Source organism: Reyranella sp. (genome assembly GCF_965227665.1).
In the GTDB taxonomy this organism is placed as follows: domain Bacteria; phylum Pseudomonadota; class Alphaproteobacteria; order Reyranellales; family Reyranellaceae; genus Reyranella.
This window is the reverse complement of record NZ_OZ245767.1, coordinates 4,215,195-4,238,632: the sequence shown is the minus strand read 5'-3', so window position 1 is coordinate 4,238,632 and position 23,438 is coordinate 4,215,195. Positions and strand designations below refer to the sequence as shown.

Below are 23,438 nucleotides of genomic sequence, written 5' to 3'. Positions count from 1 at the left end.
CATGACCCAGCATATCGGCATCGTCGCCTGCTCCGCCGAGGGCGCCGCGCTCTGCTACAAGACCATCTGCGTCGAGGGCGCGGCCCTCATGGGTCCGCATGCCCACCCCGAAGTCTCGCTGCACACGCATTCGCTGGCCGACTATGTCGCGTGCCTCGATCGCGGCGACCGGGCGGGCGTGGCCGCGCTGATGCTGTCCTCGGCCCACAAACTCGCCCGCGCGGGCGCGGATTTCCTGATCTGCCCCGACAACACGATCCACCAGGCGATGGAGGACGTGCTGCCGCACTCGCCACTGCCCTGGCTGCACATCGCCGAGGTGGTCGCCGCCGAAGCGAAGGCACGGGGTTACCGCAAGCTCGGCATCACCGGCACGCGCTGGCTGATCGACAGCGAGGTCTACCCGGAGAAGATCGAGGCCGAGGGGCTCGCCTGGCTGCGTCCGACCGATGCCGAGCGCGACGAGACCAGCCGCATCATCATGGACGAGCTGGTGCAGGGCGTGTTCAGGCGGGAAGCGGTCGCTGCCTACCAGGGCGTGATGGAACGCATGAAGGAAAAGGGCTGCGACGCGGTCGTGCTGGGCTGTACCGAGATCCCCCTCATCATGAACGACGGCAACTCGCCGCTGCCCACGCTCGATTCGACGCGGCTTCTGGCGCGGGCGGCGCTGCGGCGCGCCGTTACAGGGGCTTCCGGAAGATGATCTCGCCGTCGTCCTGGCGCCCGGTCTCCTTCCAGCCGTTTTCCCGGTAGAAGCGCTCGGCCCGCGTGCCGGGTCCGGTCGTCAGGGTCGCCGCGTCGAACCCCGCGGCCCGCAGATCCTCGCAGGCCAGCGGCAGCAGGGCGCGACCGAGGCCACGACCCTCCCAGTCCGGATGGACGAACAGGCCGAAGATCGTGCCGTCGCGCGGATCGGCGACGGAGAAGCCGTGCACCGCGCCCGCCTCCTCCCACACCCAGAAGGTCGCATTCTCGAAGATCCAGTCGGCGGTCGTCTCGACCTTGCCCGCAGAGGCCGCGCTGAGCTGGTTCTCGCGAACGGCGAGACGTACTTCGGAAATGCGGGGGCGGTCGGCAGTCGTCGCTTTGCGGATCATGAAGGCCCAAGAAGAGATGAAGGAGCCCGACCCTACACGGCCCGTTGCAGAACGCCAGCGTCGTGTACCGGCGGTTGCGATGGCGATTCGCGATCGAGCATCGCGATCTGCCGCTCGATCTCCACGACGACCGACTTCGCAAACGGGCCGAGATGCAGGTAGAGCGTGATCTGGATGACGACGACTTCGAGGGCGGCGGGATTCTGCCGGGCGATGTCGATGAAGGTCCGCCAGAAATGACGGGCCAGAAACGGGTGGGTGACGGTCATTTTCCACATCAGGCGCAGCAGCGTATTGCGGTCGCGCGCCGACACGACCGGCCGCGCCGTCACGGGATGGCTCGGCCGCCGCAGGGTGAGGCCCGAGCGGCGGACGCGTTCGAAGTAGGCGGCCGGGCGGTAAACGGACTCCAGGATCGCCTTGTAGTCCCTCAGGATGTCGATGCGCGGCCGTCGGGTCACGAAGTTCAGCCCCGCGGTGCACTGATCGCCCTGTCCCATGTCGCTGAAGGGCAGCAGGCGACCCTCCTTCTCGAGGCGGCGGGTGAGCTGCGTGGTCGGCAGGGCCGTCAGCAGTCCGACCATGCAGACCGGAATGTCAGTGGCCTCGATACACTCGATCATCGTCTCGGCCACGCGAAGCTCTTCGGTGTCGAAGCCGACGATGAAGCCGGCGATCACCATCATTCCCGCCGCATGGATCCGGTGCACGCTGTCGGCCAGACTGCGGCGCGTGTTCTGCTTCTTGCGGGTCGAGACGAGCGTCGCGGTATCGGGACTCTCGATGCCGACGAAGATCGCGAAGAAGTTGGCGCGCCGCATCATGTCGAGCAGCTCGGCATCGTCGGCCAGGTTGATCGACGCCTCGGTCGAGAACATGAAGGGATAGCCCGTGTTCTTCTGCCAGGCCTCGAGCGCGGGAAGGAACTGCTTCAGCGCCTTCTTGTTGCCGATGAGATTGTCGTCGACGAAATCGACATGGCCGCGATAGCCGGCATCGTGCAGCGCCTGGAGCTCGGCCAGCATCTGCGGCACGGTCTTGGACCGGGGCACGCGGCCGAACAGCTCGATGATGTCGCAGAATTCGCAATTGAACGGACAGCCGCGCGAGAACTGCACGCCCACGAAGAGGTAGTGATCGAAGTTGAGAAGGTCGAAGCGCGGGATCGGGCTCGTCGTGATGTCGGTCTTGAACTTCTCGGCCTCGAAGCGTCCGTGCCTCGCCCCGGCGTTCCAGGCCTCGACGAATTGCCCGATGACACCTTCGGCCTCTCCGATCACCAGGAAGTCGGCATGCTCGAAGAGTTCGGGACTGGACATGGCGTCCGGCCCGCCGACCACCACGGGCTTGCCCCGCGCCTGCGCCATCCGGATGACCTCGAGCGAATCGACGCGCTGTGGCAGCATCCCGCCGGTCATCACCATGTCGGCCCAGGCGAGATCGGCGGGCTCGAGTGCCTCGGCGTTGCGGTTCACGAGCCTGATGTTCCAATCGCGCGGCAGCAGCGCCGCGAGCGTGATGAGACCGAGCGGCGGCGCCGGGCAGCGCACGCCATGGATGTCGCAAGCCGCCTGCAGGCTCCAGAAGGAGTTCGGATTGAAGCGCGGGAAGATCAGGAGAACATTCGGTGTCGTCACGGCCGCTCCTTCGCCTGGTCTCAGGAAAAAGCATCAGCAATCGTCGATCGAATGGCGGTTCGTTCGCGACGTTACTTACAGTCGACGCGGCGAACTTCCGCTGGAAGTTGAACACACGGAGACGCCCCGCACAACCGACGGGCGCCCTTCCGCGGAGGGTTGCCGTCAGTGCTATCCGGCCACTTCGTAGACGACGTGCAGCGCGCCGCCGCTGCGCGGCTAGCCGCGCGCTTCCAGTTCGTCGGTGACGGTCGCGAGATCGCCCGACCGCGCCTCGACGGCGCCTGGCGCATCGACCAGCGGACGATGGGTCATGACGATCGTCGGCTTGTCGCCGTAGGGCCATTCCCCGAAGCCGCGCATGACCTCGCAGGTATCGCGCCCCATCAGGATCGCATCGATACCCGCCATCAGCGCGTCGAAGCCGAACTCCTGCGGCGGATACCGTTCCAGCCAGTCGAACGATCCATCGGCGCGCGCGATCTTGCCGTCGAGCGACATCGCGATGTCACAGTGCCAGATCGTCTTTCCCATCCGCTCGATCCCACAACTAGAACAACACCGTCAGGCGCAGCGAGAAGACCGCCGCCATCTGCTGCGTCGGCGTCAGAGCCGGCTGGAAATAGAGCTGAACGTCCGGGGTGATCAAGAGATGCCGGATCGACCAGGACCAGTAGAGCTCGACCATCGTCTCGCTGGGGTTCACATAGGTGTCGGCATAGAGCGACTGGTTGACCCTGTTCCACGCGATTCCCAGACCGATCTGGTCGAGCGGCGCGCGGCCCAGCGGGTTGTTGTAGACCGCGCCGCCCGCGATCGACGACTGGATGTACTGGCTGGAATTCCATGCCGTGTTGGCCCGCAGGAAGACTCCCCACTGCTCGCCGAGCGGTTGGGAGGCGCTGAAGGACAGGCCCGTACTGGCTTGCGGCTGCATCTGGACGCTGGGCAGGTTGTAGTAGAGCAGCGAGTAGCTGCCCTGGCCGCGTTTGCCGAACGTGGGCGACCAGGCGCCGTAGAGGAACCAGGAGTACTGGCCCTGCGCCACCGTATTGAACTGGATGTAGTTGCTGGCCGCGACGTTGTTGGCGTCCTGGAAGCCCGCGGCGAAGGTCAGCTCGTCGCTCAGGCTCAGCTGGACATAGGCGCCGAGACTGCCCTGGGAGTAATTCTGGCTGCCATTCTGGGCCAGCGAATAACCGATGAAGTTGATCTGCTCATTGTTGGAATAGGCGTTGCTGTCGAAGTTCGAGAAAGGATACTGGCCCACCGTCAGCGACACGACATTGCCTGGGAAATCGTGCGTGTAGCTCACCTGCGCGAAGGTGAGCTGGTTGTCCGCATAGTCGTTGACCGGACTGTTGAGGTTCAGGCGGTTCTGCAGACTGGTGCCGGTTTGGCCCGACCAGTATTGTGTCGCGAGGTAGGCGAACTGGAAGGACCCCGTGCCGAACCGGGCAGTGTCAAACACCTCCCAGTTCACTGCGGGCGAGAACTGCGCCTGCACCGCGCCATAGTCGCTGCCCGGCGTTCCCCACTGGCTCAGCACCGACGAGGTCATCGAGTAGACGATGCCGGTCGTGTCCTGGATCTGCTGTTTCGCCTTGGCATAGCGCCGCGACGCGTTGTCGAAAGGCTGTTCCAGGAAATACTTCTCGCGCGCCTCGGCCGCCCGCAACCGGTTGTGGATCCTGCCGACATGACGCACATCGTCGTCATCGTCGGCAGCGGCCACCTCCTGGGCGAAGGCTGCCGCTTCCGGCAGAAACAGGGCGAGCAGAGCGCCAATCCAGACCGTCGAACGCATGCCGCTCCTGTCGGCCCGCGTCTATGGCGTCAGCGCCTTCTCCAGGAACGCCTTCACGTCGACCACGAACTGCTTCCAGGCCGGTTCGTGCGCGCCGTAATGCGCCCCGCAGCAACCGCCGGGCTTGCTGCGGTTGCCAACGCCATCGAGATAGCGCACCGGCAGACCCAGTGCATCGAAGCTGTGATGAGCGTTTTCGTAAACTTTTGTTTCGACCAGCTCCCGGCCGCGCAGGACCCTCTCCAGCACCGCACGGCACTGCGAGACCGGCGTCCAGTCGTCGAGCGCGCCCATCGCGAAGAACGTGGGCTGGCGCACCGCCAGGCGGGGTCCCAGCGCATCGGCCAGCGCACAGTCCGGGTAGACCAGCACGACGGCGCGGGCCACGGCCGGCGTGCGGTCCTCCGGCTTGCCCGACAGGGCGCGCAGCATCGCCACGCCGCCGCCGTAGGAATAGCCCATGTAGCCCAAGCGCCGCGGGTCGATGCCGGGCTGCTTCGCAAGCCAGGCGAGCGTCGCATCGATGTCGCCGGCCCGCGCCTCGGCGGCGGCCGGTGTCGGCCAGTTGCGGCCGCAGACATCCTTGAGGCCGCGCGCCGAGAAACTGTCGACCACCAGCGCGGCGTAGCCCCAGGAGGCCAGCAGCCCCGCCATGCGCGCCGTATTTTGGCCCGGCCCGCCGCAGCCATGGAACAGCGCGACCGCGGGCAGCGCCGCCGTCGCCTTGGCCGGCCGGAAGAGCTGCGCCGACAACTGGACCGTCCGGCCCCCTTGCTCTACGGGAACGCGAACGTTCTGCTGGGCCAGCGCGGGCGTCGCGCAGAGCAGGACAAGCAGGACCATCAGCCTTGCGATCATCGACCGGACCGTAAACCAAGCAAGATCGGACACAACAGGTGGATTGCACGTGAGCGAGACGATTTACACCATCTCCACCTGGGTGATCCCGGCCCTCCTCGCGATCACGCTGCACGAGGCCGCGCACGGCTTCGTCGCCCTGCGCTTCGGCGACAAGACCGCGTGGCAGCTCGGCCGCGTGACGCTCAACCCCTTCAAGCACATCGACCCGGTCGGCACGATCCTGCTGCCGGGCCTGCTGATCTTCCTGCGCGCGCCCTTCCTGTTCGGCTATGCCAAGCCGGTGCCGGTGAACTTCCGGGCGCTGAACAATCCCAAGCGGGACATGGTGTGGGTCGCCGCCGCCGGGCCGGCCACTAATGTGCTCATGGCACTGGCCGCGGGCCTGCTGGCGCACCTCGCCATCCTCCTGCCGCCGGACGCGGCCGCCTGGGCGATCCGCAACATCGAGAATGCCATCCTGATCAATGTCCTGCTGGCGGTGTTCAACATGATTCCGCTGCCGCCGCTGGACGGCGGGCGCGTCGCAGTCGGCCTGCTGCCCGACAGTCTCGCCCAGCCGCTGGCGCGGCTCGAGCCCTTCGGCATGCCGCTGCTGCTCGGGCTGATCTTCATCCTACCGCTGATCGGCAATCAGCTCGGCATGGACCTCAACGTCATCGGCTGGGTCCTCAGTGAGCCGGTCGGCTGGCTGGTGGACCTCGTGATACGCGTCACCGGCAACGGCTGATCGGCGGTCTCAGGTCCGGACGTCGCTCGGCTCCGCGGGCGCGTCCTGCCTGTCCGACTGCGGCGGCGCGAGGTTCATGGCCTGGCGCTCCTCGGCGATGCTGGCGACGGCGGCGCGGACACCGGGATGGCGTGCCATGAACTGGTTGAAGTCGCGCCGGTCGAGCACCAGGAACTGGCAGAAATCGACGGCGATCACGTCGGCGGTGCGACGTTCGCCGGTCAGCAGCGCCATCTCGCCGAAATAGGCGCCGGCTTCGAGGCGGATGACCCGGTGGGCGACATGCACTTCGACCGCGCCCGACGAGATGAAGTACATGCCGTCGGCGCGGTCGCCGGCGCGGATCACCCGGTCGCCCGGCGAGGCCGGTTTCGGACGGAACATCAGCAGAAGCGATTCCTGGTCTTGCCGTTCGACGAGCTGAAGCATCGGAAACAGCTCGAGCAGTTTGCTCAGCTTGAGGTCCTCGGCCTTCGACCGCTCTGCCTGGCGGGCCTTGATGATGGCGAGCTGGCGGCCCAGCGCCTCGTAGTGACGCTGGCCGAAGAAGGCGGTGCCGGCCGGCTGGGCGACGCGCTTCTGCAGCAGGCCCACGGCATGGAAGACCAGCGGATTCAGCATGATCGAGAACAGCGCGCCGCCCACCACCAGGTCGCGGCCCTCGTTCGGCACGAGCCCGGCCGAGATGCCGAGCGCGATCAGGATGAAGGAGAACTCGCCGATCTGCGCCAGGCTGGCCGACACGACGAGGCCGGTGCCGATCGGGTAGCGCAACAGCATGATGATGGCGAAGGCGATCAGCGACTTGCCGAAGATGATCAGCGCCAGCACCGAGAGCACGGCGCCGGGCGAGCGGTAGAGAATCGTCGGATCGAACAGCATGCCGACCGAGACGAAGAACAGGACCGAGAAGGCGTCCTGCAGCGGCAGGGAGTCGGCGGCTGCCTTGTGGCTGAACGAGGATTCGCTCAGCACCACGCCGGCGAAGAAGGCGCCCAGCGCAAACGAGACGCCGAAGATGTGGGCCGAGCCGTAGGCGATGCCCAGCGCGACCGCGAGAACCGAGAGCGTGAACAGTTCGCGCGAGCCGGTGCGGGCAACGCGCGCCAGCATCCACGGCACCACCTTCGGGCCGATCAGGATGGCGATGGCGGCGAAGGCCCCGACCTTCGCCAGGGTGATCGCCAGCTCCAGCGCGATCGGCATGTCGGACGGGGCATGGCCCTGGATCGGCTTGCCGCCCAGCACCTCGGCGAAGGCCGGCAGCAGCACCAGCGCCAAGACCATCGCGAGATCCTCGACGATCAGCCAGCCCACGGCGACCCTTCCGTTGGGACTGTCGACCATGTTGCGCTCCTCCAGCGCCTTCAGCAGCACGACCGTGCTGGCGACCGACAGGCTGAGGCCGATCACGAGGCCGGTGCCGAAGCTCCAGCCCCACAGCGAACACAGGCCGATGCCGAGCAGGGTTGCCAGCACGATCTGCCCGATCGCGCCCGGTATGGCGATGCCTTTGACGGCCAGGAGATCCGACGTGGAGAAGTGCAGGCCGACGCCGAACATCAGCAGGATGACGCCCACTTCGGCGAGTTGGGACGACAGTCCGGCATCCGCGACGAAGCCCGGCGTGTAGGGACCGATCAGAACACCGGCCACGAGATAGCCGACCAGAGGTGGCAGGCGCAGCCTGTCTGCAATGTAGCCGAAGCCGAAGGCGAGCACGAAGGCGATGGCGATGGTGGCGATCAACGTTGCTTCGTGATGCACGTTCGAGGTCCGTCGGCTATTGCGGGAAGACGCTCATTTTAGGCAGCGGCAACGGGAATTGCACCCTTTGTGCATCCAGGCCACCCCGAACTGCCCGGCGCCCCCGTGGAGAAATCCCGCTTCAGACGGGAATAACCGCCCTATCCCCGGCGTCTCTCCTCTGCAGACCAACCACTGCATGGGAGTCACCAAATGCTGAAGTCGATCTTCGCCGCCACCGCCGCCCTGGCGCTTCTCGCCGCCGGCACTGCTTTCGCCGCCGAGCCGGCCTCGGCCACACCGCCCGCCCTGAAGGATGGCATGTTTGTCACCACGAGCGGCATGACGCTCTACACGTTCGACAAGGACGCGACGCCCGGCAAGTCGGTGTGCAACGGGCCCTGCGCCACCAACTGGCCGCCCGCCCTCGCGGCCGACGGTGCCAAGGCCACCGGCGACTGGACGATCATCACCCGCGACGACGGGCTGAAGCAGTGGGCCTACAAGGGCAAGCCCCTCTACGCCTTCGCCAAGGACACCAAGGCCGGCGACAAGACGGGCGACGGCTTCCTGAACGGCGCCTGGCACGTCGCCAAGTAACGAACGAGGCATGGCGCCGGTCCCGGTCCGGCCGGCGCCGTCCTCCTGTAGAGTGAAGCCATGGCCGATGCGGAAGCCCTGCTCGAACCGCTGATCCCGGCGTTGCGGCGCTACGCCTATGCGCTGCTGCGCGACCATGATGCGGCCGACGACCTTGTCCAGGACACGCTCGAGCGGGCGCTGTCGCGCTGGGCGCTGCGGCGGAGCGACGGCGATCTCAGGGCCTGGCTCTTCACCATTCAACGCAATCTCTACGTTTCGGCGCTACGCCAGGGCCAGCGGCGCGGCGCCCATGTCGAGCTCGACGAGGCCACCACGCCGTCCACGGTTGCGCAGCAGGAAAGCGGCATCGAGGTGCAGGATATACTGGCGGCGCTCGACCAGCTGCCGGAAGAACAGAAGTCGCTGCTGTTGCTGGTGGGAGTCGAGGATCTTTCCTACGACGACGCGGCGAAGGTCATGGGCGTGCCCGCGGGCACGGTGATGTCGCGCCTGTCGCGCGGCCGCCAGCGGCTGCGCGCGCTGCTGGAGACGGGACGGACGACGCTCCTGCGGAGAGTGAAATGACGGGCAGGGAGTTTTCGGTCGGCGACGAGGCGTTGCAGGCGTTCGTCGATGAACGCCTCGACGACGAGCGCCGCGCGGCGGTCGAGGCCCACCTGGCCCTCCATCCCGAACTCGCCGAGCGCGTCGCGCTGGAGCGCCGGCAGCGCGCGATCCTGCGCAGCCGGCTCGAGGCCAAGTTCGCCGAGCCCATCCCCGCCCGGCTGCGGATCGCCAATCTGCGCGCCGCGCGGCGCACCTCGTGGACGCGCGGCTGGACCAGCGCCGCCGCCGCGGTCGCCCTCTTCGTGTCCGGCGCGACGGCCGGCTGGTTCGCCAACCAGATCGGGCCGGCGGCATCGCCCCCCGCGCCGACCGTCAGCGTCGCCCAGGGCGCACAAGCGGCCTACCGCACCTTCGTGGTCGAGGTCGCACATCCGGTGGAAGTCGGCGTGCAGCAGGAGACGCATCTGCTGCAGTGGCTCTCCAAGCGGCTCGGCCGCAAGCTCGCCGCGCCCGATCTCTCGCCCTTCGGCTACAGGTTGATGGGCGGCCGGCTGCTGCCCGGCGGCAGCGGCGCGGCGGCCCAGCTCATGTACGACGATGCAAGCGGCCGCCGGCTCACGATCTACGTGCGCGCGGCCGAGGGAACCGAGACGGCGTTCCGTTTCCAGAAGGAAGGCGAGGCCGCAACCTTCGCCTGGATCGACCAGGGCTTCGGCTTCGCCGTGACCGCAACGACCACCCGCGAAGAGCTGCTGCCGATCGCCGAGGCGGTCTATCGCGGGTTGGAAGGGAAGAGTTAGAGCGTTTCCGGACGAGATAGAATCGAGCCGAGTATCTCAACACTGACCTCGCCCTGAGGAGCGAACGGAGTGAGCGTCTCGAAGGGTGGGCACGCGCACCCATCGGTTGCCCATCCTTCGAGACGCGCCGCTTCGCGACGCTCCTCAGGATGAGGTAAGTGCTTGAATCGATTCAATTCATTTCCGGCCAGCCTCTCAGGATGAGGTGGTGGGTGAATGTAAAACGGAAGGACTCTAGCCTTGGAGCGCGCCACTCCAGTGGCGCTCATGATTGCGCCACGGGAGTGGCGCTCCAATTACTTCGTCGGGTCGGTGTGATCCTCGAATTTCTTGAGGTGGCTCGGCGCCCATTTATGGTCGCGGGCCTTCACGATCCATTCGTCGAGCTTGGGCCAGCGGCGGCGCGCCGATGTCACCCATCGGCGGCCGGTCTCGAATTCGGTGGCCAGCAGGTAAAGCGCCAGCACGAAGAAGATCCAGCCCTGAAGAAGTGGGATGAATCCGCCCACCACCGACATGATGAGGCAGGCGGCGATCGCAAGCGCCATCAGGGGCTTGCGCATGCCGACCTACAGATGGATCGGCTTGTCCCAGGCGGCGAGCGCGGCTTCCTTGAGCGCCTCGTTGACCGTGGGATGGGCGTGGCAGACGCGACCGATATCCTCGGCCGAAGCGGAGAATTCCATGGCCATCGCGGCTTCCGCGATCATCGTCCCGGCCTCGGCGCCGAAGATGTGGACGCCCAGCACCTTGTCGCTCGCCTTGTCGGCCAGAACCTTCACGAAGCCCTCCGTGGCGCCGTTCGCGCGGCTGCGCGGGTCGGCGGTGAACGGATACTTACCGACCTTGTAGGCAACGCCGGCCGACTTGAGTTGTTCCTCGGTCTTGCCGACCCACGCCACCTCGGGCTGGGTGTAGATGATCGATGGCACGAGATCCCAGTTCACGTGGCCCTTCTGACCCGCGAGTGTCTCGACGCAGGCCACGCCATCCTCGCTCGCCTTGTGCGCGAGCATCGGCCCGTCGATCACGTCGCCGATCGCGTAGATGCCGGGCACCGAAGTCTGGAAATGACCGTCGACGGCGATGCGGCCGCGCTCGGTCATCTTGACGCCCACCTTGTCGAGGCCGAGGCCCGCGACATAGGGCCGGCGACCGATCGAGACCAGCACCACGTCGGCTTCGAGCGTCTCGGCGTCGCCGCCCTTCGCGGGTTCGACGGTCAGCCTCACGCCGGCGTCGGTCGTCTCGGCCTTCGTGACCTTGGCGCCCAGCTTGAACTTGAGGCCCTGCTTGGCCAGCGTACGCTGGAGGAACTTGGTGACCTCGTCGTCGACGCCGGGCGTGATGCGGTCGAGGAACTCGACCACAGTCACCTCGGCGCCGAGGCGGCGCCACACCGATCCGAGCTCGAGTCCGATGATGCCGGCGCCGACCACGACCATGCGCTTGGGCACCTCGTTGAGTTCCAGCGCGCCGGTCGAGGAGACGATCTTCTTCTCGTCGATCGTGACCCCCGGCAGCGGCGTCACTTCCGAGCCGCTGGCGATCAGGATGTTCTTCGCCGACAGCGTGTCCTTGACCGCGCCATCGTCGCCCAGCACTGCCACCGAACCCGGCGCCTCGATGCGGCCCGCGCCGGTGTAGGAGGCGATCTTGTTCTTCTTGAACAGGAAGGCCACGCCCTTGGTGGTGGCCTCGACGACCTCGCCCTTGCGCTTCATGAGCTGGCCGAAATCGAGCGTCGGCGCCGCGACGACGACGCCGTGGACGGCGAGATCGTGGCCCGCCTCCTCGAACAGGTGCGAGGATTGCAGCAGCGCCTTGGAGGGAATGCAGCCGACGTTGAGGCAGGTGCCGCCCAAGGTCGCGCGCTTCTCGACCACCGCGACCTTCAGGCCGAGCTGCGAGGCGCGGATCGCGGCCACATAACCGCCGGGGCCCGCGCCGATCACGATCAGATCGAAGGATTCGTTTGCCATGTCACTGCACCGGCTGATCCACTCTCGCTGTCATCCCGAGCGCAGCGAGGGACCTTTCGCGGCGCCCGACTAAGGGTCCCTCGCTGCGCTCGGGATGACACCGAGAGCGAGGCTATCGTCTTGCGTCCTAGACGCCGAGCAGCAGACGCTCGGGGTCCTCGATGCCTTCCTTGACCTTGACCAGGAACAGCACGGCCTCGCGGCCGTCGATGATGCGATGGTCGTAGGACAAAGCGAGATACATCATCGGACGCGCCTTGATCTCGCCGCCGACCAGCATGGGCCGCTGCTGGATCTTGTGCATGCCGAGGATGGCGGACTGCGGCGGGTTCAGGATCGGAGTCGACATCAGCGAGCCGTAGACGCCGCCGTTCGAGATGGTGAAGGTGCCGCCCGTCAGGTCGGCGATCGACAGCTTGCCGTCGCGCGCCTTGCGGCCGAGATCGCCGATGCCCTTCTCGATGCCCGCGAAGTCCAGCACGTCGGCGTCACGCAACACCGGCACGACCAGGCCCTGCGGCGAACCGACGGCGACACCGATGTCGTAGTAGTTCTTGTAGACGATCTCCTCGCCTTCGATCTCGGCATTGACCGCCGGCAGCTCCTTGAGCCCCGCGATGCAGGCCTTCACGAAGAAGGACATGAAGCCCAGCCGGGCGCCATGCTTCTTCTCGAAGTCGTCCTTGAGCCGCTCGCGCAGGGACATCACCGCGGTCATGTCCACCTCGTTGAAGGTGGTGAGCATCGCGGCGGTGTTCTGCGCCTCCTTGAGGCGGCTGGCGATGGTGCGGCGAAGCCGCGTCATCTTCACCCGCTCCTCGCGGTCGGCCTTGAGGCGCGGACCGGCCGGCACGGCAGGCTTGGCCGCCGGCGCGGCCGCGGTCGGGATCGACGAGAGTGCGGCGAGCACGTCTTCCTTGGTGGCGCGGCCGTCCTTGCCCGTGGGCTGGATGGCGGCGGCGGAAACGCCCTTCTCCTCCGCGAGCTTGCGCGCCGCCGGACCCGAGGCGGCGAGATTCGCGCCGGCGGGAGCCGCAGCAGCGGGCGCCGGTGCGGGAGCGGCGGCGGGCTTGGGAGCGGCAGGCGCGGCAGCCTTCGGCGCGGGCGCGCTGGCGGCGCCGGCGCCGGCCTCAATGTGGCAGAGCACGCCGCCCACCTGGACCGAAGCGCCCTCTTCCACCGCGAGGTCGGCAATGGTGCCGGCAACGCTCGCATTCACCTCGACGGTGACCTTGTCGGTCTCGAGCTCGCAAAGAGGCTGGTCGACGGCAACCTTGTCGCCTGCCTTCACCAGCCACTTGGCAACGGTCGCCTCGGTGACCGATTCGCCCAGAGCCGGAACCTTGATCTCGACGGCCATGACTAAAATCCCTCCTCTAGCCGCGCTCAACCGACGGTGAGAGCGCGGTCGACCAGATCGGCCTGTTCCTTGACATGGGTGCGTGCGGAGCCCGTGGCGGGCGACGCCGCTTCGGGGCGGCCGATGTAGAGCGGCCGCTTCGCCTTCGTCTCGATGCCGGCCAGCGCGCGTTCGATGCGGCGGTCGACGAAGTGCCAGGCGCCCATGTTCTCGGGCTCCTCCTGGCACCATACGACGTCGGCATTCGGATACTGCGCGAGCCGCACGCCCAGCCGCGTGAACGGGAACGGGTAGAGCTGCTCGATTCGCAGAATGGCGATGTCGTCGATCTTGCGCTTGCGACGCTCGGCCACGAGATCGAAATAGACCTTGCCCGAGCAGAGCACGACACGGCGCACCTTGGCGCCGTCCACGAGCTGGTCGGTTTCGGCAAGGATGCGGCGGAACGAGCTGCCCGGCCCGAACTCGGCCAGGGTCGAGACGCAATCCTTGTGACGCAGCAGCGACTTCGGCGTCATCACCACCAGCGGCTTGCGGAAGGTGCGGCGCATCTGCCGGCGCAACGCGTGGAAGTAGTTAGCCGGGGTGGTCGGATTGATGACCTGCCAGTTGTCTTCGGCCGAGAGCTGCAGATAGCGTTCGAGGCGCGCGGAACTGTGTTCGGGTCCCTGGCCCTCGTAGCCGTGCGGCAGCAGCATGACGAGCCCCGACATGCGCAGCCACTTGCTCTCGCCCGAGCAGATGAACTGGTCGATGATGACCTGGGCGCCGTTGGCGAAGTCGCCGAACTGTGCTTCCCACAGCACGAGCGCGTTGGGCTCAGCCAGCGAGTAGCCGTACTCGAACCCCAGCACGCCCGCCTCGTTCAGCGGGCTGTCGATCACCTCGTAGCGCGCTTGCCCCTCGGCCACGTGGTTGAGCGGCACGTATTTGGCTTCGGTGATCTGATCGACCAGCACCGAGTGGCGCTGGGAGAAGGTGCCACGGCCGGAATCCTGGCCGCTGAGACGCACCGGCGTGCCTTCCGCCAGGAGCGTGCCGAACGCCAGAGCCTCGCCGGTCGCCCAGTCGATGTTCTCGCCGGTATCGATCGTCTTGCGCTTCTCCTGGAGCTGGCGCGTGATCTTGCGGTTGAGCTCGAAGCTCTTCGGCGCCTCGGAAATCGCATATCCGACCGACTTCAGCCGGTCGAACTCGACGGCGGTGACGCCCTTGCGGTCCTCTTCGCCCGGCGCGACCGTGAAGCCCGCCCACTTGCCCTCGAGCCAGTCGGCCTTGTTTGGCTTGTAGTTGGTCGCCGCCTCGAGCGCCTTGTCGAGTTTTTCGCGCAAGCTGGCATCCATCGCGGCGACTTCCTCGGCCGTCACCACGCCCTCGGCTTCGAGGGCCGCCGCGTAGACTTCCTTCACCGAGCGGTGCGCACCGATCTTCTGGTACATCAGCGGCTGGGTGAACATCGGCTCGTCACCCTCGTTGTGACCGTGCCGGCGGTAGCAGAACATGTCGATGACGATGTCGCGCTTGAAGTGCTGGCGGAACTCCGTCGCGATGCGCGCGACGTGGACCACGGCCTCGGGATCGTCGCCGTTAACGTGCAGGATCGGCGCCTGCACGATCTTGGCGACTTCCGTGCAATAGGGGCCGGAGCGCGATTCGGTCGGCAGGGTCGTGAAGCCGATCTGGTTGTTCACGATGAAATGGATGGTCCCGCCGATGCGGTAGCCCGCGAGATCGGAGAGATCGAGACCCTCCGCCACCAGCCCCTGGCCCGCGAAGGCGGCGTCGCCGTGCATCAGGATGCACATGACCTGGCTGCGCTCGGTGTCGCCGCGCTGATCCTCCTTGGCGCGCGCCTTGCCCAGCACGACCGGATTCACCGCCTCGAGATGCGAGGGATTGGGCGACAGCGAGAGATGGATCACGTTGCCGTCGAACTCGCGATCGGCGGAGGCGCCGAGGTGATACTTCACGTCGCCCGAGCCGCGCATCTCCTCGGGCTGCGAGGAGCGGCCCTGGAATTCGGAGAACAGCGCCGTGTAGCTCTTGTGCATGACGTGCACGAGGGTGTTGAGGCGGCCACGATGTGGCATGCCCAGCATCACTTCCTTCACGCCGAGCTGGCCGCCGCGCTTCAGGATCTGCTCGATACCGGGAATCAGCGATTCGCCGCCATCGAGGCCGAAGCGCTTGGTGCCGACGAACTTCACGTGCAGGTAGCGCTCGAGACCCTCGGCCTCGCCCACCCGCTCGAGGATCATCTTGCGGCCGGTGACCGTAAACTCGGTGTGGTTCTCGATGTGCTCGATGCGCTCCTGGATCCACGCCTTCTGGTCGGGATCGGAGATGTGCATGAACTCGACGCCGATCTTGCCGCAGTAGGTCTTGCGCAGCCGTTCCATGATCTGGCGCAGCGTCGCCGCCTCGCCCAGCGCCAGCGAACCGAAGATCAGGATGGGACGGTCCCAGTCGGCTTCGGTGAACCCGTAGGTCGCGGGATCGAGCTCGCGGTGCGGCGCCTGGCGCACCAGGCCCAGCGGATCGAGGTCGGCGGCGAGATGGCCGCGGATGCGGTAGGCGCGGATCAGCATCAAGGCGCGCGCGGTGTCCTGCGCGGCGTTGCGGATCTCCTCCTCGGTCTTGCCGGCCATCGCGGCCGGGGCCGCCGCCTTGCCGCCCTTCACGTTGCGGTTGGCCGGGGCCGGAACCGCGTCGGGATCGACGGCGCCGATCACCCGCGCACCGTTGGGCGCCCAGGAGGCGCCGCGCACCTCGGCCAGCACGTCGCCCGCCTGCTCGGCCAGCGCACCGAAGAAGGTCTGCCACTCGGCGTCGACCGACGCGGCATCCGCGAGGTAGCGCGCGTAGAGTTCCTCGATGAATGGCGCGTTGGCGCCGAACAGGAACGACGTCTGTTCTGCTCTCATGGCCCGATACTCCCTGGCCTGTATTTGCTGGCCGCCTGGCAGAGGCTGGGCGGCGATCCCGCTTGTCAGCCCTTCATGGCCTTAAGCATTTCCTCGCCCAAAGCCGCAGGCGACTCCGCAACTCTGATGCCGGCCCTGCGCATGGCGTCGACCTTGAACTCGGCGGTGTCGTTGCCGCCGGAGATCACGGCGCCGGCATGGCCCATGCGCCGTCCCGGAGGAGCCGTGCGGCCGGCGATGAAACCCACCACCGGCTTCTTCGTTCCGGACGCCTTGAGGAACTCGGCGCCCTTGACCTCGGCATCGCCGCCGATCTCGCCGATCATCACGATGCCCTCGGTCTCGGGATCGCGGATGAACATGTCGAGGCACTCGACGAAGTTGGTGCCGTTCACCGGGTCGCCGCCGATGCCGATGCAGGTCGTCTGGCCGAGACCCGCGGCCGTGGTCTGCGCCACCGCCTCGTAGGTCAGCGTGCCCGAACGCGAAACGATGCCGATCCTGCCGCGCCTGTGGATGTGGCCCGGCATGATGCCGATCTTGCATTCGCCCGGCGTGATCACGCCCGGGCAGTTCGGGCCGATCAGCCGCGACCGGGAGGCGGTGAGCGCGCGCTTCACCTTGACCATATCGTTCACCGGGATGCCCTCGGTGATGCAGACGATCAGCGGGATCTCCGCGTCGATCGCCTCGAGGATCGAATCGGCGGCGAAGGGCGGCGGCACGTAGATCACCGACGCGTTGCAGCCGGTCTTGGCGACCGCTTCCGCGACGGTGTCGAATACCGGCAGGTCGAGATGCTTGGTGCCGCCTTTGCCCGGCGTCACGCCGCCGACCATCTTGGTCCCGTAGGCGATCGCCTGTTCGGTGTGGAAGGTGCCCTGCGAGCCGGTGATGCCCTGGCAGATGACCTTGGTGTTCTTGTCGACCAGGACGGCCATCAGTTGTTCTCCTTGACGGCCTTGACGATCTTCTCGGCGGCGTCCGCGAGGTTCTCCGCCGAGGTGATCTTGAGGCCCGATTCCTTGAGGATCTTCTTGCCGAGGTCGACGTTCGTGCCTTCCAGCCGGACGACCAGCGGCACGTGCAGGTTGACCTCGCGCGCCGCGGCGACGACGCCTTCGGCGATCACGTCGCAGCGCATGATGCCGCCGAAGATGTTGACCAGGATGCCCTCGACGTTGGGATCCTTGAGGATGATCTTGAACGCGGCCGTCACGCGCTCCTTGGTGGCGCCGCCGCCAACGTCGAGGAAGTTGGCGGGCTCCGAACCGTAGAGCTTGATGATGTCCATGGTGGCCATCGCGAGGCCCGCGCCGTTCACCATGCAGCCGATCTGGCCGTCGAGCTTCACGTAGTTCAGCGCGTACTTGGCGGCCTCGGTCTCGGCCGGGTCCTCCTCGTCGACGTCGCGCAGCTCCTCGAGGTCCTTGTGACGGTAGAGGGCGTTGTCGTCGAAGTTCATCTTGGCATCGAGAGCCACGATGTCGCCCGCGCCGGTTACGACCAGCGGGTTGATCTCGATCAGCGAAGCGTCGAGATCGACATAGGCGCGATAGAGGTTGCCCAGCAAGGTCGTGAAGGCACTGACCTGCTTGCCGCTGAGGCCCAGCGCGAAGGCGATCTTGCGGCCCTGATAGGGCTGGTAGCCGGCGGCCGGGTCGATCGCCTGGGTGACGATCTTCTCAGGCGTCTCGTGCGCCACGGTCTCGATGTCCATGCCGCCCTCGGTCGAGGCGACGACGGAAATGCGGCCGGCGGCTCGGTCCACCAGCATCGAAAGATAGAGTTCGCGTTTGATGTCGCAACCGTCCTCGATGTAGAGGCGCTGCACGGTGCGGCCGGTCGGACCGGTCTGCTTGGTCACGAGATCCTGGCCCAGCATCGCGGCCGCCTGCGCACCGACATCGTCGACCGACTTCGAGATGCGCACGCCGCCCTTGCCCGTCGGATCGTTCTTGAAGTGACCCTTGCCGCGGCCGCCGGCATGGATCTGCGCCTTCACGACCGTGACGGCACCACCCAGCTTGCGCGCGACATCCATCGCCTCGTCTTTGGTGTAGGCAACGCCGCCCTTCAGGAGGGGGATCGCGAATTTGGCCAGAAGTGCCTTGGCCTGATACTCGTGGATATTCATGGGGTCCTATCGTTTGGGAGTGCGTAGGAAACGCGCCTCTCAGTTTTCATACGCAACTGACCAAGGGATGCGGCACTTTATGAGCGCCGCAAGCCCTTGGCAACGATGGACTGATGAACGTTTGTGGTCGCTCGACTAAAGTCGAAAGACCCTACTTTCTCAACGGCCAACGATCTTGTTGGTGGCGTCGATCAGCGACTGAACGGCAGCGACCGACTTGTCGAACATCGCCTTTTCCTCGGCATTGAACTCGACCTCGACGATGCGCTCGACGCCCTTGGCGCCGATCACGACCGGCACGCCGATGTAGAGGCCCTTCACGCCGTACTCGCCATTCAGCTTGGCGGCGCAGGGGATCACGCGCTTCTTGTCCCGGAGGTAGGACTCGGCCATCGCGATGGCCGACGCGGCCGGGGCGTAGAAGGCCGAGCCGGTCTTGAGGTGGGCGACGATCTCGGCGCCGCCGTCACGGGTGCGCTGGACGATCTGCTCGAGGCGCTCCTTGGTGGTCCAGCCCATGTCGACCAGATCGTGCAGCGAAATGCCGCCGACCGTCGAGTAGCGCAGCAGCGGCACCATCGTGTCGCCGTGGCCGCCCAGCACGAAGGCCGTGACGTCCTCGACCGAGACGTTGAACTCTTCGGCGAGGAACAGGCGGAAGCGGGCGCTGTCGAGCACGCCGGCCATGCCGACGACCTTCTCCGGCGCGAAACCGGTGACTTCCTGCATCAGGCCGACCATGGCGTCGAGCGGGTTGGTGATGACGATGACGAAGGCGTTCGGGGCGTGCTGCTTGATGCCCTTGCCGACCGAATCGATGACCTTGGCGTTGATGCCGACCAGGTCGTCGCGAGTCATGCCGGGCTTGCGCGGCACGCCGGCGGTGACGATCACGACGTCCGCGCCCTCGATGTCCTTGTAGTCCGACGAGCCACTGTACTTGGCGTCGAAGCCTTCGACCGGGCTGAGCTGGGCGATGTCGAGGGCCTTGCCCTTGGCAGTGCCCTCGGCGGCGGGGATGTCGAAGAGGACGATGTCGCCCAGTTCCTTCTGGCCGGCGAGCAGCGCGAGCGTGCCGCCAATCTGTCCGGCGCCGATCAGCGCGATCTTCTTGCGAGCCATGCGAAAAACTCCCGTTCTTAAAGGCGCCGCGTGGTAGCGCGATTCTCCCGGGGCAGCAAGACAGACGGGTTCAGACCGGGTGTTTCGCCAGGTGCGCCAGCAGCAGATCGGTCGTCCTGGCGGGTGCCTGGTCCATCACGAAATGGCCGACGCCGGGCAGGACTTCCATCGCGAAGGTAGGCTTCACGAACTCCGCCGTGCCGTAGGCTGCGTCGGGTCCGACCGTCGCATCGGCATCGCCCCAGACATAGAGCGTCGGCACCGCGATGGTCCCGATATCGGCGGCCAGCCCTTTGTTCGAGCGATACCAGGCGAGCGCCGCCTCGAGCGCCTCGGGCGTGCCCAGCACGGAGAGATGATCCTCCAGCGCCTCGGACGGCACGCCCTGGCCGAACAGCCCGTCGCGCAGTCGCTTGGCATCGTCGGCCAGCAGCAGCTTGGCGGTCTCGGGTTCGAGGAAGGCGCGATGGTGCCGCGAGCGATGCTTCTGGTCGCCGTCTTCCTTCAGGAGCGCCTGCCGGAACGACTGCGGGTGCGGCCGCGACAGGATCGTGAGCGACGCGAGGCGATCGGGATGCGCGCCGGCGACGCCCCACGAGACCTGTCCGCCCCAATCGTGGCCGACGAGATGGAAGCGCTTGCCCTCGTAGCCGGCGGCCGCCGCGATCTCGATCGCATCGCCGATCAGCCGGTCGAAGGCATAGTTCGAAAGGTCCGCCGGATCCGGCCGCGCACCGGCCGAGTAGCCGCGCTGGTCCGGCGCGACGGCGCGATAGGCGTGCGCCGCCAGCACCGGCAGGGCGGCCCGCCAGCTATGCCGCGATTCGGGAAACCCGTGCAGCATCAGCACCAGCGGCCCACCGACCGGGCCATCGACATCCGTGGTGAATGCGAGGCCCGACCGGGTCTCGAGGTTTATCGTCTCGGCCATGAGCCGATCAGACACCGTTGGCTTTGAACCAGGCAAGCGCCTTCTTCCATGCATCCTCCGCCTGCTCCTTGCGGTAGGACGGGCGATAGTCGGCGTTGAACGCGTGCGGCGTGTCTGGATAGGTGTCGATCTGCGACTTCTGGGCGGCCGGGCTGCCGGCCTTCAGGGCCGCGCGCATGCGGTCGACGGTGTCGTTCGGAATGCCGGTGTCGGCGCCGCCGTAGAGGCCGAGCACCGGCGCCTTGAGGTCCTTGGCGATGTCGACCGGATGCTTGGGCGTCATCGGCGTCGAATCGCCGACGACCCGGCCGTACCACGCGACGCCCGCCTTGAGCCCCGAACTGTAGGCCGCATAGAGCCAGACGATGCGGCCGCCCCAGCAGAAGCCGGTGATGCCGAGTTTGGCGGTGTCGGCCTTGCCCTCGCCCTTGGCGAAGGCGACGGTCGCGTCGAGGTCGCCCATGACCTGCTCGTCCGGCACCTTCGCGACGATCTCGCGCAGCAGCGCCTGCGTGTCGGTGATGGCCTTGGGATCGCCCTGGCGGAAATAGAGTTCCGGCGCGATGGCGTAGTAGCCGGCCTTGGCGAAACGGCGGCAGAGATCGGCGATGTGCGCGTGGACGCCGAAGATCTCCTGCACGACCAGAATCGTGCCGAAAGCCTGGCCAGAGGCCGGCATGGCGCGGTAGGCGTCCATCTCCTTGCCGTCCTTGGTCTTGACCTTGACGGCGCCCGCCGTGAGTCCGTCCGCCGGCGTGGTGATCATGGTCTGCGCCTGGACCGGCTGCACCGACAACGCGAATGCGCCGCCGAGCGCCGCGCCGGTCGCCGTCGCCTTCAAGGCGCTACGGCGCGACAGGCCGCCTTCGTTCAAGGAAATCACGCGATCGCCGTCCATGTCCTGCCTCCCGAATAAACTCTGAAAAACGCCGCAGAGCCTATGCTGCGGCCGGACAGGGCCACAATCACGATTAGGCGATGTGATCGAGGTTCAGATACTCCGGGCTCTGCATTTCCATGAGCCGCGAGACGGTGCGCTGGAATTCGAAGGAGCCGTCGCCTTCGGGGTAGAGGTTTCCCGGGTTTGCCGCCGCCGAACAGATGAACTTCACCTTCTTCTCGTAGAAGGTGTCGATCATCGTCACGAAGCGAACGGCCTTGTCCTGGCTGTCCGGCCCCATCTTGGGAATCTCCGCCACGATGACGGTGTGGAAACTGTCGGCGATGCACAGGAAGTCCGCGGCGCCCATCGGCTTGGCGCACCAGTCCATGAAATGCGCCATCGCGACGCCGGGCGCCGCGCGCGGCACCTCGACATCGCGCCCCTGCGTGCGCAGCACGCGCGGCTCGCCGTCAGAGCCGTTGCTCAACGCGCGGAACGCCTCGTCGAGCTTCTTGGTCGCCCAGCTCCCGAGCGGGGTGAGGTAGAGGTCGAGTTCACGCAGCCGCCCCATGCGGTAGTCCTGCGCGCCGCCCAGCTCCAGCACTTCGAGGCGCTGCTTCACCAGGTCGATGAAGGGCAGGAAGCGGTCGCGCTGCAGGCCGTTCTTGTAGAGATCGTCGGGCGCCCGGTTGGACGTGGCGATCACCGTGATCCCCTCCTCGAACAGCGTCTCGAACAGGCGGCCGAGGATCATCGCGTCGGCGATGTTGGTCACCTGGAACTCGTCGAAGCAGAGAAGTCGCGTCTCGGCCGCGATCTCCCGCGCGATCGGCACGATCGTGTCGGATTCGGGCGGCGCGCCCTTGGCCGCCAACTCCTCGCGCCGGCGATGCAGCCGCGCCTGAACTTCGAGCATGAATTCGTGGAAGTGGACGCGGCGCTTCTTCGCGACCGGGGCGTCGGCAAAGAACAGGTCCATCAGCATGGACTTGCCGCGACCGACCGAGCCCCAGATGTAGAGACCGTGGGGGCCTTCCGGCGGTTTGGGTGCGTGACCGAAGCCCAGGCGGGCCAGGAAGCCGGTCTTCACCGGCGGGGCATTCGCCAGAGCGCCCAGCTGGTCGTGGATCGCCTGCAGGCGCAGAACGACTTTTTCCTGCACGGGATCGGCGTGGATCTCGCCGGCGGCGCGGCGCGCGGCGAGGTTGGCGAGCGGGCCCTTGCCGGTCGAGGGGATACTGGACTCCATGGCGGCGGCATACCTAGCTCACCGTCGCGCGGCTGCCTATAAGGTGCGGCGATGAAGATTGCGTTCCTCGGCACTTCCGCCTTCGCCGTGCCGGCACTCGCCGCGCTGGTCGAAGCGGGCCACGACGTCGCCTGCGTCTACACCAGGGCCCCCAAACCCGCCGGTCGCGGCCAGCAGGAGCGCAAGACGCCCGTGCACGAGCTCGCCGACCGGCTGGGCCTCCCGGTCCGCACGCCGCGCACCCTGAAGAGCGACGAGGAGGCCTCGGCCTTCAAGGCGCTCGATCTCGATGCTGCCGTGGTCGTGTCCTATGGCCATATCCTGCCCAAAAGCTTCCTCGACGCGCCGGTGCTGGGCTGCATCAACATCCACGGCTCCCTGCTGCCGCGCTGGCGCGGCGCGGCCCCCATCCATCGCGCGATCCTGGCCGGCGACGCCGAAACCGGGGTCACCATCATGCGCATGGACGAGGGCCTCGACACCGGCCCGATGCTGCTGGCCGAAGGCACGCCGATTTCCGCCGCCGATACCGCCGAAACCGTCCACGACCGGCTGGCCGATCTCGGCGCCCGCCTGATCGTCTCGACCCTCGACGGGTTGCTGCGCCGGAGCATCGAGCCGGTCGTCCAGCCGGTCGAGGGCGTCACCTATGCCCACAAGCTCGGCAAGGAGGAAGGCGCGCTCGACTGGCGCCGGCCGGCCGCCGAACTGGAGCGCAAGGTGCGGGCATTCGATCCCTGGCCCGGCACCTACTTCGAAGCGCCCAAGGCGGGCGGGGTCGAGCGCATCAAGGTGCTGGCGGCGGCCCTCACCCTGGCCGGGGGAACGCCCGGCAGCGTCTCCATCGCCCGCGACGGCTTTCCGGTCGTGACCTGCGGTGTCGGCGGGCTGAAGCTCCTGAAGCTGCAGCGCCCCGGCAAGTCGGCGCAGTCGGCCGATGCGTTTCTGCGCGGTTTCGCGCTCGACGCCGGCACGGTGCTGGCGCCGCCCACAGTCCTGACGATGCCGCAGCCGACCTGACGC

22 protein-coding genes are annotated in these 23,438 nt (G+C 67.0%); 6 read left to right on the top strand and 16 right to left on the bottom strand.

Annotation, left to right across the window (positions count from 1 at the left end):
• Window position 1: 1 nt before the first annotated feature.
• Entirely contained in the window at window positions 2-706 is a 705-nt protein-coding gene (locus ACO07I_RS20480) for an aspartate/glutamate racemase family protein (protein WP_422010566.1), read from the top strand.
• Here ACO07I_RS20480 and ACO07I_RS20475 read toward each other — a convergent pair.
• The 5 genes from ACO07I_RS20475 to ACO07I_RS20455 all read right to left on the bottom strand — a co-directional run bounded on the left by ACO07I_RS20475 (window position 684) and on the right by ACO07I_RS20455 (window position 5,387).
• Window positions 684-1,100 (bottom strand): GNAT family N-acetyltransferase, encoded by a 417-nt coding sequence (locus ACO07I_RS20475; protein WP_422010564.1) that lies wholly within the window; start codon window positions 1,098-1,100, stop codon window positions 684-686. The two genes, ACO07I_RS20480 and ACO07I_RS20475, sit on opposite strands and share 23 nt — an antisense overlap.
• Window positions 1,101-1,132: 32 nt before the next feature.
• Entirely contained in the window at window positions 1,133-2,737 is a 1,605-nt protein-coding gene (locus ACO07I_RS20470) for a B12-binding domain-containing radical SAM protein (RefSeq protein WP_422010562.1), read from the bottom strand.
• 219 nt (window positions 2,738-2,956) lie between these two features.
• Window positions 2,957-3,271, bottom strand: coding sequence for a dihydrofolate reductase family protein (locus tag ACO07I_RS20465; protein ID WP_422010560.1), 315 nt, complete (start codon window positions 3,269-3,271; stop codon window positions 2,957-2,959).
• A 16-nt stretch (window positions 3,272-3,287) separates the two neighbouring features.
• Entirely contained in the window at window positions 3,288-4,544 is a 1,257-nt protein-coding gene (locus ACO07I_RS20460; protein WP_422010558.1) for a carbohydrate porin, read from the bottom strand.
• Between the two features lie 21 nt (window positions 4,545-4,565).
• Window positions 4,566-5,387 carry a dienelactone hydrolase family protein gene (locus ACO07I_RS20455; protein WP_422010556.1) on the bottom strand — a complete coding sequence of 274 codons (822 nt, stop codon included), beginning with the start codon at window positions 5,385-5,387 and terminating at the stop codon, window positions 4,566-4,568.
• Between the two features lie 64 nt (window positions 5,388-5,451).
• Here ACO07I_RS20455 and ACO07I_RS20450 point away from each other — a divergent pair, with 64 nt between their 5' ends.
• Window positions 5,452-6,132: a site-2 protease family protein gene (locus ACO07I_RS20450; protein WP_422010554.1), complete on the top strand. Its 681-nt coding sequence runs from the start codon at window positions 5,452-5,454 to the stop codon at window positions 6,130-6,132.
• A gap of 9 nt (window positions 6,133-6,141) precedes the next feature.
• Here the strand turns inward: ACO07I_RS20450 and ACO07I_RS20445 are convergent, their stop codons facing one another.
• Complete coding sequence (locus ACO07I_RS20445) at window positions 6,142-7,899, bottom strand: cation:proton antiporter (protein ID WP_422010552.1); 1,758 nt, start codon at window positions 7,897-7,899, stop codon at window positions 6,142-6,144.
• Between the two features lie 192 nt (window positions 7,900-8,091).
• Between ACO07I_RS20445 and ACO07I_RS20440 the strand changes: the two genes are divergently transcribed.
• From ACO07I_RS20440 to ACO07I_RS20430, 3 genes are read left to right on the top strand one after another with little or no spacing between them, the layout of a single operon-like run.
• Window positions 8,092-8,478 carry a hypothetical protein gene (locus ACO07I_RS20440; protein WP_422010550.1) on the top strand — a complete coding sequence of 129 codons (387 nt, stop codon included), beginning with the start codon at window positions 8,092-8,094 and terminating at the stop codon, window positions 8,476-8,478.
• 60 nt (window positions 8,479-8,538) lie between these two features.
• Window positions 8,539-9,045: a sigma-70 family RNA polymerase sigma factor gene (locus ACO07I_RS20435; RefSeq protein WP_422010548.1), complete on the top strand. Its 507-nt coding sequence runs from the start codon at window positions 8,539-8,541 to the stop codon at window positions 9,043-9,045.
• Window positions 9,042-9,827: an anti-sigma factor family protein gene (locus ACO07I_RS20430; RefSeq protein ID WP_422010546.1), complete on the top strand. Its 786-nt coding sequence runs from the start codon at window positions 9,042-9,044 to the stop codon at window positions 9,825-9,827. The genes ACO07I_RS20435 and ACO07I_RS20430 overlap by 4 nt, the downstream gene beginning before the upstream one ends.
• 296 nt (window positions 9,828-10,123) lie before the next feature.
• On the opposite strand, the gene ACO07I_RS20425 is transcribed toward ACO07I_RS20430, so the two are convergent.
• The 10 genes from ACO07I_RS20425 to zapE form a co-directional block, all read right to left on the bottom strand.
• On the bottom strand, window positions 10,124-10,390 hold the full coding sequence (locus tag ACO07I_RS20425; RefSeq protein WP_422010544.1) for a hypothetical protein: 267 nt from the start codon (window positions 10,388-10,390) through the stop codon (window positions 10,124-10,126).
• 6 nt (window positions 10,391-10,396) lie between these two features.
• Window positions 10,397-11,809, bottom strand: coding sequence for a dihydrolipoyl dehydrogenase (lpdA, locus tag ACO07I_RS20420; protein ID WP_422010542.1), 1,413 nt, complete (start codon window positions 11,807-11,809; stop codon window positions 10,397-10,399).
• A gap of 127 nt (window positions 11,810-11,936) precedes the next feature.
• The gene (odhB, locus tag ACO07I_RS20415) at window positions 11,937-13,169 is read right to left on the bottom strand and encodes a 2-oxoglutarate dehydrogenase complex dihydrolipoyllysine-residue succinyltransferase (protein ID WP_422010540.1); all 1,233 of its coding nucleotides are present in this window, start codon (window positions 13,167-13,169) and stop codon (window positions 11,937-11,939) included.
• Window positions 13,170-13,195: 26 nt separating this feature from the next.
• The gene (locus ACO07I_RS20410; protein WP_422010538.1) at window positions 13,196-16,093 is read right to left on the bottom strand and encodes a 2-oxoglutarate dehydrogenase E1 component; all 2,898 of its coding nucleotides are present in this window, start codon (window positions 16,091-16,093) and stop codon (window positions 13,196-13,198) included.
• Between the two features lie 65 nt (window positions 16,094-16,158).
• Window positions 16,159-17,034, bottom strand: coding sequence for a succinate--CoA ligase subunit alpha (sucD, locus tag ACO07I_RS20405; protein ID WP_422010536.1), 876 nt, complete (start codon window positions 17,032-17,034; stop codon window positions 16,159-16,161).
• Window positions 17,034-18,230, bottom strand: a complete 1,197-nt coding sequence (sucC, locus tag ACO07I_RS20400; protein WP_422010534.1) for an ADP-forming succinate--CoA ligase subunit beta — start codon at window positions 18,228-18,230, stop codon at window positions 17,034-17,036. The genes sucD and sucC overlap by 1 nt, the downstream gene beginning before the upstream one ends.
• A 159-nt stretch (window positions 18,231-18,389) precedes the next feature.
• Window positions 18,390-19,352, bottom strand: coding sequence for a malate dehydrogenase (gene mdh, locus ACO07I_RS20395; RefSeq protein ID WP_298316340.1), 963 nt, complete (start codon window positions 19,350-19,352; stop codon window positions 18,390-18,392).
• 70 nt (window positions 19,353-19,422) lie between these two features.
• Window positions 19,423-20,283 (bottom strand): alpha/beta fold hydrolase, encoded by an 861-nt coding sequence (locus ACO07I_RS20390; protein ID WP_422010532.1) that lies wholly within the window; start codon window positions 20,281-20,283, stop codon window positions 19,423-19,425.
• A 7-nt stretch (window positions 20,284-20,290) separates the two neighbouring features.
• Window positions 20,291-21,181 carry a dienelactone hydrolase family protein gene (locus ACO07I_RS20385; RefSeq protein ID WP_422010530.1) on the bottom strand — a complete coding sequence of 297 codons (891 nt, stop codon included), beginning with the start codon at window positions 21,179-21,181 and terminating at the stop codon, window positions 20,291-20,293.
• Window positions 21,182-21,254: 73 nt separating this feature from the next.
• Window positions 21,255-22,415, bottom strand: a complete 1,161-nt coding sequence (zapE, locus tag ACO07I_RS20380) for a cell division protein ZapE (RefSeq protein WP_422010528.1) — start codon at window positions 22,413-22,415, stop codon at window positions 21,255-21,257.
• Window positions 22,416-22,466: 51 nt separating this feature from the next.
• Here zapE and fmt point away from each other — a divergent pair, with 51 nt between their 5' ends.
• Window positions 22,467-23,435: a methionyl-tRNA formyltransferase gene (gene fmt, locus ACO07I_RS20375; RefSeq protein WP_422010526.1), complete on the top strand. Its 969-nt coding sequence runs from the start codon at window positions 22,467-22,469 to the stop codon at window positions 23,433-23,435.
• Window positions 23,436-23,438 lie beyond the last annotated feature (3 nt).